Here is an 11,381-nt window from a genome sequence, read left to right as displayed (position 1 = left end):
TTGGAGGTGAATCCCTCAAGGAAGAGGGAAATAATTGGACGGTATAATTATTTTAAATTTATTTTTAGTAGCAGTGTTTATTCTTCTAACTGCTTTCTTCGTGGGAGCAGAGTTCTCGATCTTAAAGGTAAGGATGTCGAGGATTGATCAATTGATTGCTGAAGGAAATAAAAAAGCGAAGATGGCGAAAAAAGTCGCACACGATCTTGACTACTACTTGTCTGCTTGTCAGCTAGGTATTACGATTACAGCTCTAGTATTAGGAGCTTTAGGTGAACCAACTGTACAGAAAATCCTCGAGCCTGTATTTGATGAGTTTAATGTGCCAGCTGCAGTAGCAACAGTGCTTTCATACTTCATTGCATTGGCAATTGTTACTTTCTTGCATGTTGTAATTGGTGAACTTGCGCCAAAAACACTGGCGATTCAATATGCAGAAAAAATGACTTTAATTTTAGCACCGCCGCTATATTGGTTTGGCAAAATTATGAGTCCTATTATCCGCATCCTTAACGGTTCTGCAAGACAGCTCCTTAAAATCTTTGGTGTAAAGCCGGCAGGACATGATACAGTTCACTCTGAGGAAGAATTGAAGCTTATCGTCACTCAAAGCTATGAAGGCGGCGAAATCAATCAGACAGAGCTCGCCTATTTAGAAAATATCTTTGCGTTTGATGAGCGGAAGCTAAAGGATATTATGATTCCGAGAGCTGAAATGATTACGATTGAGAAGCATCGTTCTTTGGCTGAAATGATTGAAGTCATTGATGAGTATGAATATACGCGTTATCCGGTTAATGACGTGAGCAATCAAGAGGAAGACTTTATCGGCTTTATTAATACGAAAGAGATGCTTACGAGCATTGCGGCTGGAAGAAAAAGTGAGGTTGATGAGTTCATTCATGATATTCCGCGCTTTAAGCAATCCATCTCGATTAAAGATGTGTTCTTAAAAATGCAGCAAACCCGCACGCATATGGCCATTGTAACAGATGGAAATGGCGTAACGGTTGGTCTTGTTACAATGGAAGATATTCTTTCGGAAATTGTAGGAGAAATTCGTGATGAGTCAGATGGCCATGAAGTTTATGCTACTTGATAATTATAATTGACGAATCAACGAACATCTTATAAACTAATAAAAGTTGAAACCCGAGCAGTTGGCCCGGGAGAGGTTCATAGCGATAAACCCTCTATAAAAAACTATGGATACATGACGATACGCCATGTCCATATTGGACATGGCTTTTTTGTTCTTTATCTATTAAATTTTTAGAAGGAGCCTCTCTCTGAAAAAAAGCCGGGTACATATTTCAAGGAGGTTTTTTCATGTCTGGCCGAAAAAATGAAGAAGGTTTAAAAGATTTAACATTATTGGGAAATCAACATACACAGTATCCATCTGATTATGCTCCAGAGGTATTAGAAGCAGTGGATAGTTTGCATTCCAATCGCGATTACTTCGTTAAATTCAATTGTCCGGAGTTTACTAGCCTTTGTCCAATTACAGGGCAACCAGATTTTGCAACGATGTATATTTCTTATGTTCCTGATAAAAAAATAGTAGAAAGCAAATCTTTAAAATTATATTTGTTCAGCTTTAGAAACCATGGGGATTTCCATGAGGACTGTGTGAATATTATTATGAATGATTTAATTAAGCTGCTTGATCCCCGCTATATTGAAGTTTGGGGCAAATTCACTCCGCGTGGCGGCATTTCCATTGATCCTTGGTGCAACTATGGCCGTCCTGGTACAAAATATGAAGAGATGGCTGACTACCGCATGATGAATCATGATTTATACCCTGAGAAAGTGGACAATAGATGATTTTATATTTAAATGGAATTTATGTCGGGCTGCTCATTTTAGCAAATATAGTTGCTGTAAAGCTGTTCAGCATCGGAAACCTTGCGATTCTGCCAGCTGCAGTTGTGATCTTCATCTTCACTTATCCTATTATCGACATCATTGTAGAAGTGTATGGGAAGAAGGAAGGACAGCGAACGGTTAAAGCTGGCTTGATTACACAAATGCTTGCGATTATCTTTATCATAATAACAATTAATCTTCCGGCAGCCCCTGTTTTTACAGAGCAAGTCTCATTCGAAATAATATTAAGCGGAAGCTTTCGTGTGATTTTAGCTAGCCTGGTGTCGTACGCAATTAGTCAAACCATAGTCGTGTATGTATTCAATCACCTAAAAATGAGGCATGGCCGCAAGAAACTATGGCTCCGCAATAATGTCGCTGTAATGGTCAGCCAACTGGCGGATACTACTATATTTATTACCATTGCTTTCTATGGCACAATGCCACTATCAGTACTCGGGGGATTAATTGTCTCCCAATACGCATTCAAATTTATCGCATCGATTTGCATTACGCCGCTTGTGTATTTAGTCGTGAATTTTATTAGGCGTCAAGAATCGGTGATGGCTGAGCAAACAGAAAATGCTTCCTGATAAGGGAAGTATTTTCTGTTTGAAAGCTGATCAAGATGTAACCTGCCCCGATCAATCATGTTTAATCAAACGTTTGATTAACAAGAAAAACCCCCTTGACGGAGGAGTATATGTTGAATCAGCCATTTATCTTTTTATATTTGCTGATTTGGATTGGTAGGGGGAAGCCTCCTTATATTTTCTATTAAAGATGAACCCATATGTATGAAATGGGCATTCCTCTGACATTAGTGTGCTTCGCATGTTAATCCTTGTCCAATTATATAGTAGGAAATTAATGAATTCTCCACGGATACAATGTTATCAAGCTCATATCTGATGCGGCCAGTGTTTCATAAAATCATTTTATGGGTATTGATTGGTAAAAGAATATGTATCTTTGTTCCTTTTGAGCTGCTCCGTATTTTCATTGAGCCATTATGACTCTCAATAATTTGTCTGCAAATCATTAAGCCAAGTCCTGTTCCATTTTCCTTTGTCGTAAAGAAAGGTTCTTCGATGCGTTTAAGGAGATGAGCGGGGATACCCGGACCAGAATCCGTTATGCATAAATGTATGTGTTTACCTTCTATATTTCCTTCTATTGTAATACTGCCATGGTTAATAATCGCTTCAATGCTATTTTTTATGATATTAATTAACACTTGTTTAAGCTGGTTTTTATCACAGTAGATAACAGGAAGTTTGTCTTTAATAGTAATATGTATGTCAATATTATTCATTATTGCTTGTGTATCAATCAATGTAATGACTTCCTGCAGCAATTGTTCGACGTCGTTTGATTCCACATGACTGTTGCGTGGCTTTGTTAATGTAAGAAGTTCCGTAAGAATCAATTCAATGCGCTCAATCTCCGTTTGAATAATATTAAGATAAAATCTATTTTTATCTTCATCATATTGGCTCTGGCTCAATTGAATAAACCCTTTAATAGAAGTAAGTGGATTACGGACTTCATGAACAATTCCTGCGGCCAGCTGCCCGGCAATCAGCAGCTTCTCTGATTCCATTAGAAATTGTTCTGTCTTTTTCTTGCCTTCCACACTCCGCAGGATAAGATAGATCACGCTTTTATGTTCATAATGAATTGAAATGCCTTTTAATTCTACTTCAAATGTTGTCCCGTTCATCTTAAAAAACATCATTTCTTGAAAAGAAGAATGTCCCTCTTGCTCTATTTCCTCTATCATATGATTAAATGTTTCAAAGTACTCTGTGGAAAGAAACTCAAGCAAGCCATTTCCGATCATTTCTTCCTTTTGTGCAGCACCAAACAAATTTACCCCAAGGTCGTTAATATATCTAATAATACCTCTTTGCAGAAGAATCGTTGCATCAGGAGATTGTTCTACAAATTTTATGTATTCTTCGTCTAGAATTGACAGAACCCCCTAACATATAAAAATGAAGACATAACACCCCATTGATATTTACCCATATGAATACATTTTAAACCAAATTATTGGATTTTTTCGAAAAAAACAATTTGAAATATAAATGTTGGTATTGCTTTAAACTAAAAAAGCGTGTTAGTATCAAAACATTAAGAAAATTTAGATATATAAATAGCTAGAGTGGGGAGAGTTTAGGATGAAAAAAATATTGGCAGGAATGGTTTGTGGCTCGTTGATGCTGCTTTCAGCTTGTGGCTCCGATTCAAGCACAAGCGGTGGGGAAGAGAAAGTAGTAAAAATCGGGATTACACAAATTGTTGAACACCCCTCTTTGGATGCCGCAAGAGAAGGGTTTATTGCTGCGCTTAATGATGCTGGCTATGAAGAGGGGAAGAATCTAAAAATAGATTACCAAAATGCGCAAGGGGATATGAACAATAATATGACGATTGCGCAAAACCTTGTGACAAATGATAGTGATCTTATTTTAGCGATTGCTACAGCCAGTGCACAGTCAGTTGTACAATCCACAAAGGATATTCCTATTTTATTTACGGGAATTACCGACCCATTAGGCGCGGGACTTGTTCAAAATTTGGAAAAGCCAGGAGCCAACGTAACAGGCACATCAGATACACACCCGGATGCGATAAAAAATACAATTGCATCGATTAAAAAGTTTATACCTGAAGCGAAGACGGTAGGAATTATATACAATGATGGCGAAGCCAACTCAGTTGTTAACGTAGATAATGCGAAAAAAGCGTTAGAAGAAAATGGGCTGGAGTATGCACTTTCAGCCATTTCAACAAGCTCTGAAGTTAAGCAAGCCGCAGAATCACTCGTTGGACGAGCGGATGTGTTTTATATTCCAAAGGATAATACTGTTGTTTCCGCTCTAGAATCTGTCATTACGGTCGCAAACGTGGAAAAGATTCCAACCTTTGTCGGTGAAAGCGATTCAGTCAAAAGAGGCACGTTCTCTTCCTATGGATTTGAATACCACGATCTCGGCTACACTACCGGAAAAATGGCCGTCGATATCCTCGAAGGCAAAAACCCAGGTGATATTCCAGTCGGGTTTCCGGAAAGCCTTGAATTAATCGTGAACAAACAAGCCGCAGAAGCACAGGGTGTTGAAGTGACGGAAGAGATGTTGAAGGATGCGAAAGTTGTAGGGGAATAAAGGTAAACCGGTATGACTGCAAAGGTCATATCGGTTTTTTTAGCTCAATTCTATATTGCTAAAAATGGCGTCAAATACCGATTTGGCACCAAAAATCGGAGATTACATGCATAAAGTGCTATCAAAACCCGGAAGAGACAAAAAGTCGGTGATCGCATGCAAAAGGTAGTATCAAATTTCGAAAAGAGACCAAAAAACCGGTTATTTTATTTAAGGCTAGTAGTCTATTACATCCTTAAATCTATTTAGCTTTCTTTATACTTCTATCTCTTACAAGTTCAGGTTCAAGGAACGTCACTGTTTCTTCCTTTGTTTGTAGGCGTCTGCTTGATCTAATTGAAAAATTACCTTGTTTTCTGCATTGACAAAATCTTCAAAGGTAAGTTTACCTATAAAGTCTTTCCAGCGGTTTTTCTTTTTAAAGCAGCTTCAATTTTTTTACCGTCTATCTTATTAACAATGAATGGAGAATAAAACAGATTGAGGCGTGTTAATTCTTCTTCCATTTTATCCTAATCGCCTTTTAGAATTTTTACAACTAATTCTACCTTTCCACTAAAGCAAATATGGTCAAGATAATGGTCATATTCTTCCATGGATATTGAGGTCTTAAATAAATAGCATACAGCGTAATAAGTTATAGAGGCTTTTTTTTATAGAAGCTTCTATAAAAGGAAATGTCTCACTAGATCACTCTTTAAAATGAACAGGCGGGCAATCGATTAAAGCTTTTTACCAAGACTGCCATCAGTCTTTTTTGCTTTTTATAATGATGTTCTTCAGCAATACGAATCTACCTTAAAAAATATGAAGAATGGACTCCAGTCATTAGAACCTTAACAAAACGGACTTATCCATCGACTCCGTTCAAAAGGGATTGTTCTCCATGAGTACTAACTTTATTGAGAGTTTGTTCAATTCCCTTTTGAGCATCTAATGTTTTCAAATCCTTCCCTCCTTATTGAATTTTCATAATAGAGGAAAGATGTTTATCTGCCTCAGCCATAAATTCAACTGATTTCTTAGTCGACTCCTGATTTTGCTGCAATAAGGCTTTATAGGCTTCCGCTACTTGAACGAATGCTTGATTGATTTCGTTAAGCTTATTTACGGTGTCTAAAACATTATTGCCGCTAATGGAAGAAGGAAGCGAAGCTTGAAGGGCGCTGGTAGAGGATTGTAGCTTTGATAATGCAGCGTCCACATCACCTTTTATCATTTTTATTTCAGTACTCATGAGGTACCTCCTTAGTAAATAATCTGACTGCTATTTTAAATTTTTTTCGCGTTCCTGCGCTTCTAAGTATGTGATGGTCTGTTGGATGGAGCTGATTTCATTATTAATTTGCTGTATTTTCGAATGGAGTGAAGAAAATACTTGGTTAAATTGATTGCTCTGGATGTCCTGATAACTGCTAAGCATGCCGGAATTGCGTATATCCTCAAATTGATTGGCTAAATTCCCCTGCCAAGTAGAGGCTGATAGTTCAGGCTGCAGTACTGTATTTTTATAGTGGGCGAACTCTTGTTGGGTTCCCTGCAATTTTCCATTGCATGATTGGAGCCTTGCTAACTGGGCTTTCTTTTCCTGCAAAAGATTATAATAATAGCCGATTGACATAAACTCACCTCGATTTATACCATTCTAATAATAGGCGACCTTCACACTATTTGAATGAAGAAATTGCCTGCCTTAAGGGGTAAATATAATTATAAAATTCCATAAAATAGCTGCCCTTTTTACTATAACATGGAAGAAATTTCACATAATGATGAAAAATACTTATTTTTACTAGAGGGTCGATAGGTCATTTTTACTGTTTTTTACTAAAGTGTAAAAAATATATTTAAAGTGAATATATTTACTTTTGATTTTGCCGATATTAATCTTACAAATGATTTGTTGGAACTTAGGAGGGATTGGGGAAAGAATCTACGTAGTTATTATACTTATATTTTTTTTATAGAGCAAAAATAATGCCAATTTTATAAAAGCTTATATCATTCACAAGCAAATTCCATAAAAAGAAATAAATATCCAAAATATGTTTGGAGGAAGAAAAAGTGGGGTTATATATAAAATAATCATAATGACCTATTTTAACCCATAAATCTTCTTTATTTTGGTGTATTATTTCTCTTATTGAAAAAATATCCATTTTATAAAAATTTAAATAATACTATCTAACTAATATTCTAATTCCTTTTACATAGGTGATGAATCAAAAGGACCGGTGTGTTTTTTCACTGTTTAATGTGATGAATTGACGGAACTGGAACTGCATGGTAATAAATATTATGTAGTTATTTTCTATAAATTTGGATAATGAGTGTTTGAAAGGGGATTATGGGTTGAAAAAATACTTCATATACCTGATTTTTTGTATCAGTGTGCTTGTAATAGGGGGCTGTGGAATGACAGGGAATGAGAAAGTCGAGAAAGAAAAAGTAGTAGGTTCTGCACCTGAGACGCGAGCTTTACAAGATGAATTTACAAAGGAATTTTTGACATCTGGAGAAGAAGTCCAAGAGGGATATTATCAATTTAAATCAAAAACAGATGGATTTACAATGCTGTTCCCAAAAGATGGGAAAGTTTCTAGCGCAAGTTATGAAAGAAATGAAAATCTTTACGAATCCTTCAGTTTTGGGGAAAACAAAGAGGATGAAAACCTTGCTTTTTATTACATGGTCACTTATGAAGATAGGCCTATAACGAATGATGTTGACGCAAATCTTAGCCTTTTATCAAGCTATGCTAACTATGAGGGAGACTATGAAGAGTTTGAAGAGAATGGTCATACATTTTATTACGCAGAAGATGTATATGAGGTAGATGGCGACAAAGCCTATAATTATTTTACTTATATCAAGTCTAACAACAGTGATCAGGCGGTCAGGTTTTTCGCGCGCAGTTCTTGTAAAGATTTTGCTGAAGAATGCAGTCCTGAGCAAGATTCCATAAAAGATAAGTTTCTAATGATGATGAAATCAGTGTCTTTCTTAGAATAGTAGGCGTAGGTGATGTTATGAGTGAAGAGATTTTAAATACCGATATTTTAAAAGCGAGAATAGCGAATTTAGAGTATGGTATTTCAGGGGAAATCTCAGAGGAAGAAATACGAAGGATTTATATTGAAGAAATGGGAGTAGAATTGCCGGCTAATATAACCATTTACCATTCGGATGATATCGATGAATTGAAAACCTCAAGTCAGGATTCCGGCTTTGATGGAACCGTCATCCATTTCTATAACCCTTCCTTGAATATTAATCAATCTTATACAATCACAAGAGGCAGTGAGCATAGTGAGGATAATGGAGAAGGCGAGCCCCTAGACTGGTATTATAATGGTTTAGGCATATTTACTGGTAAGGTAAAGAATCAATATGAAGATGCGATGCGTTTCGATGAGATTGTTAGCCAGAAAATAAGTGCGTCTATTAAAGCTGATCATGATAACACATTGAAAGTTGAAAAATATGGGATTGGGCATTCTTTAGGTGGAAACTTAATCCAAATGCTGCAGCTCATGAGTGATTCCTATACAAAAGTATATGCGATTAACGATGCTCCTCCAAGCGCATATCAGTTGGCTCAGATAGATGTGAATTTTCAATTTAATATCGCAAGAAAGTTTAACATTGACCCAAATGATGATGACCAGCTTTATGCTATTCCACCTGATCAATTAAAGACCTTTGCTGAAGAATATTACAAAAAGCGCGGTGCGCATATTCATCATATTACGGCTGAAGAAGATATGCTTTTTGGTGCATCAGGCATTAGAGGTTTTCTCGACTTAGGGACGAGAGAAATGATTAATACTGACCCGGATTTTGAAGGTCTGCGGACGATGCTGGGAAATATATCGGATAAAGATTTAAGAACATTGCAAATGTTTTTGACGACTGTGGCTCCATACTACAATGAAGAAGGGGCAAAAGGGCTGGTAAAAGGGATGTTTGGATATGATGAAAATATTCCAGTGCTGATTGATAATATTCAGAAAGAATGGAATAAGTTTGTCTTTGGTCCAAAATGGAAGTTTACAGGTGTGGATGTCAACTTTGATATTTTTCCATTAGGATCGACAAACTTAAAATTGCCTGCACTAGTACCTAATATACCGACTGAATTATTCAGTTCTGTAGGTAAACTTAGAATGCATCTGTTAGAAATGCAGGGAAGGCTGACAGCATTAGTCGGTGTCATTCCTTCTTTTATAAGGATTTTATATGCCACAACAGGAACACTTCGGGAAGATCTTGTTCCTCATTTAGAAGCAATAAAGGGCTCTGCTGCAAATATACTAACGGCAATCGGCAATCTCAGTAAGGGCGCAATGGAAGCTGTTTTTAAGCCTGACGTGCCAAATATGTTTAATTACCTTGTTGATTTTATTAATTTAGCAGCAATTGTAAAGCAGGAGATTGCAAATATTAAAGAGGAGTTGAGCAATCTCTGGGAGGGAATCAAGGATTGGGTTGGCGATTTGACGAAAGCGGTTGATGCTCACGGACTCAATCATGTTGCTACCGCTTTGTCTGACGATAATAAAAGATATGAAGGCAATGACATGATTATTTCTACAGGAAGTCATTCGCAAAAAGTCGAAGTGAATCTATCTTCAGCTGTTAGAATCTATCAGCTGGGTATGGATAAATATCAGGATAAAAAGGAGGTGTTGAACCGATTAAGAAACCTTTATAGCCAGGAATATATCCACGATTTTCAGCAGAGAACATCCAAGTTGATGCATTCTATTCATTATATGGAATCCAATCCAAAGGCATTTAAGTATTTGCTGCCATCCAAGAATTTGGAGATCACCGGTATTTCAGTTAATGAAGATATTCGGCCGCTAGATGCTTTGTTGACGGATAAGTTTGAAGAAATGTTCCATGATTTTGATAGAGAAATTGAATTAGGCACGAAGCTGATTAATAGAATTAGATCATCCATTGAACAGTTATTTCATGAAGATCAAAAAATCTCCGACATTTTTGACTTGGCTAATATGAAAGTTTAACTTATTTAACCTATTAAATTAGACATTTCTTATAAAATTTGGTTTGTAGTTAAAATATCGCATAAGTAAACAAGGCATTCGCCGGAACGAATTAGCGAACGCTGAGTTTTCTTAAGATAAGGAGGTTTTTATGGGGCAAATAACCAAACCGTACAGATTTACACCGCATCAAGATTTGCATCATAAGGCGGCATTCTTTCAAAGCGAGCTGGAACAAATGGGGAATCTCAGTCAAAGCCTGTTTACTGCGATTAAAAAAGAGCTGGATGCCAGTGCAGGCAAAGTGATTGAGGAAACGATGCAGACACTTATTTCCCAACATCAAAGAATGGACAGTATAGTTAATGATCAAATGAGTACAATGGATACACTGGCTGCTAGATATCATTATCAGGTGAATGATATGAATAGCCAATTTATTACAATTAATTATGAAGAATCTGAAGTACCGATAGAAAACTAGAATCATATAGCTTTGGAAATGGGTAAAAAGAATGATTGAGAATTAATTTTGTTCGTTTATACTAATTAAGTAGTTAAATTTTACTGTTTTTCAATTTTTTACTATTTATTAATTGACCTTAGTATTGTGTATTTTTACAATTAAATTAACTTTTGGAAAAGGAGATGTTTTAAATGTCAGGTATTATCCGTGTAACACCAGCTGAATTAGAAGGTATGTCTGCTCGCTATAACAACGAAAGTTCCCAAGTGGAGGATCAGCTTTCAAGATTAGATAGAATGATTGAAGAGCTGCAAGGAATGTGGGAAGGGGAATCAAGCAGAGCATTTGCTGATCAATACGTAGCCCTGCGCCCTTCAATTGTTGATATGCAACGCCTTTTAACTGAAGTATCTGTTCAGCTTAAAAACACAGCTCATGCACTTGCAGATGCTGACAGCCAAATTGCAAGCCAAATTCGTGGCTAACTTCATCTAGTCATATGGAGTAAGAGGGGAGCGCCGGTCTATTTCGATGGAGGCGCTCTTTATCTGTGAACTCTCTATTACTTTTGTAATAAATTAGTTTTAGGCAGCGAGGTGCTTATTGTGTACATAGAGGTTACTGTAGATTTAAAAAATTATAAAGATGAAACCTTTGATATCCGTCTATCGAACTATCATACAGCTAAAAACTTGATAGATATTGTCTGGCAGGCAAGATCCATTTCCGGGCAGCCGAGAGAAGGATACTGGCTAAAGATTGCGAATAAAAAAGTCGTGCTGTCTGGCAATGAAAAGCTTATAGATTGTGGAATTACGACCGGGGATCGTCTCGAAATTTTATAAGGGAGCAAATGAT

At 36.7% G+C, this 11,381-nt stretch carries 12 protein-coding genes and 1 riboswitch; of the genes, 9 read left to right on the top strand and 3 right to left on the bottom strand.

What is annotated here, in order from left to right; genetic code table 11:
* Positions 1 to 34 precede the first annotated feature (34 nt).
* From CWS20_RS20160 to CWS20_RS20150, 3 genes are all read left to right on the top strand, one after another.
* Positions 35 to 1,099 (top strand): hemolysin family protein, encoded by a 1,065-nt coding sequence (locus CWS20_RS20160; RefSeq protein WP_066193068.1) that lies wholly within the window; start codon positions 35 to 37, stop codon positions 1,097 to 1,099.
* A gap of 66 nt (positions 1,100 to 1,165) precedes the next feature.
* Positions 1,166 to 1,213: riboswitch (PreQ1 riboswitch) on the top strand.
* 116 nt (positions 1,214 to 1,329) lie between these two features.
* On the top strand, positions 1,330 to 1,830 hold the full coding sequence (gene queF, locus CWS20_RS20155) for a preQ(1) synthase (protein ID WP_066193070.1): 501 nt from the start codon (positions 1,330 to 1,332) through the stop codon (positions 1,828 to 1,830).
* A complete protein-coding gene (locus CWS20_RS20150) occupies positions 1,827 to 2,465 on the top strand; it encodes a queuosine precursor transporter (protein WP_066193072.1) in 639 nt (212 codons plus the stop codon). The genes queF and CWS20_RS20150 overlap by 4 nt, the downstream gene beginning before the upstream one ends.
* A 332-nt stretch (positions 2,466 to 2,797) precedes the next feature.
* Here CWS20_RS20150 and CWS20_RS20145 read toward each other — a convergent pair whose 3' ends face one another.
* Positions 2,798 to 3,826 carry an ATP-binding protein gene (locus CWS20_RS20145; protein ID WP_276328328.1) on the bottom strand — a complete coding sequence of 343 codons (1,029 nt, stop codon included), beginning with the start codon at positions 3,824 to 3,826 and terminating at the stop codon, positions 2,798 to 2,800.
* Between the two features lie 229 nt (positions 3,827 to 4,055).
* Between CWS20_RS20145 and CWS20_RS20140 the strand changes: the two genes are divergently transcribed.
* Complete coding sequence (locus CWS20_RS20140) at positions 4,056 to 5,045, top strand: ABC transporter substrate-binding protein (RefSeq protein ID WP_066193078.1); 990 nt, start codon at positions 4,056 to 4,058, stop codon at positions 5,043 to 5,045.
* Between the two features lie 958 nt (positions 5,046 to 6,003).
* Here the strand turns inward: CWS20_RS20140 and CWS20_RS20135 are convergent.
* Complete coding sequence (locus tag CWS20_RS20135; protein ID WP_066193080.1) at positions 6,004 to 6,282, bottom strand: YwqI/YxiC family protein; 279 nt, start codon at positions 6,280 to 6,282, stop codon at positions 6,004 to 6,006.
* Between the two features lie 30 nt (positions 6,283 to 6,312).
* Positions 6,313 to 6,666 (bottom strand): YwqH-like family protein, encoded by a 354-nt coding sequence (locus CWS20_RS20130; RefSeq protein ID WP_066193082.1) that lies wholly within the window; start codon positions 6,664 to 6,666, stop codon positions 6,313 to 6,315.
* Positions 6,667 to 7,460: 794 nt separating this feature from the next.
* Between CWS20_RS20130 and CWS20_RS20125 the strand changes: the two genes are divergently transcribed.
* The 5 genes from CWS20_RS20125 (at position 7,461) to yukD (ending at position 11,368) form a co-directional block, all read left to right on the top strand.
* Entirely contained in the window at positions 7,461 to 8,057 is a 597-nt protein-coding gene (locus CWS20_RS20125) for a YvcA-related protein (RefSeq protein ID WP_066193084.1), read from the top strand.
* 17 nt (positions 8,058 to 8,074) lie between these two features.
* Positions 8,075 to 10,078: a DUF6792 domain-containing protein gene (locus CWS20_RS20120; protein ID WP_066193085.1), complete on the top strand. Its 2,004-nt coding sequence runs from the start codon at positions 8,075 to 8,077 to the stop codon at positions 10,076 to 10,078.
* A gap of 130 nt (positions 10,079 to 10,208) precedes the next feature.
* A complete protein-coding gene (locus tag CWS20_RS20115; protein ID WP_066193086.1) occupies positions 10,209 to 10,541 on the top strand; it encodes a hypothetical protein in 333 nt (110 codons plus the stop codon).
* Positions 10,542 to 10,714: 173 nt separating this feature from the next.
* Positions 10,715 to 11,008: a WXG100 family type VII secretion target gene (locus CWS20_RS20110; RefSeq protein ID WP_066193090.1), complete on the top strand. Its 294-nt coding sequence runs from the start codon at positions 10,715 to 10,717 to the stop codon at positions 11,006 to 11,008.
* A gap of 120 nt (positions 11,009 to 11,128) precedes the next feature.
* The gene (yukD, locus tag CWS20_RS20105; protein ID WP_066193092.1) at positions 11,129 to 11,368 is read left to right on the top strand and encodes an ESX secretion system protein YukD; all 240 of its coding nucleotides are present in this window, start codon (positions 11,129 to 11,131) and stop codon (positions 11,366 to 11,368) included.
* The last annotated feature ends 13 nt before the right edge of the window (positions 11,369 to 11,381 follow it).

Origin of the sequence: Cytobacillus horneckiae (assembly GCF_002835735.1) — a bacterium.
In the GTDB taxonomy this organism is placed as follows: Bacteria; Bacillota; Bacilli; order Bacillales; family Cytobacillaceae; genus Cytobacillus; species Cytobacillus horneckiae.
This window is presented reverse-complemented; position numbering and strand designations above follow the sequence as displayed.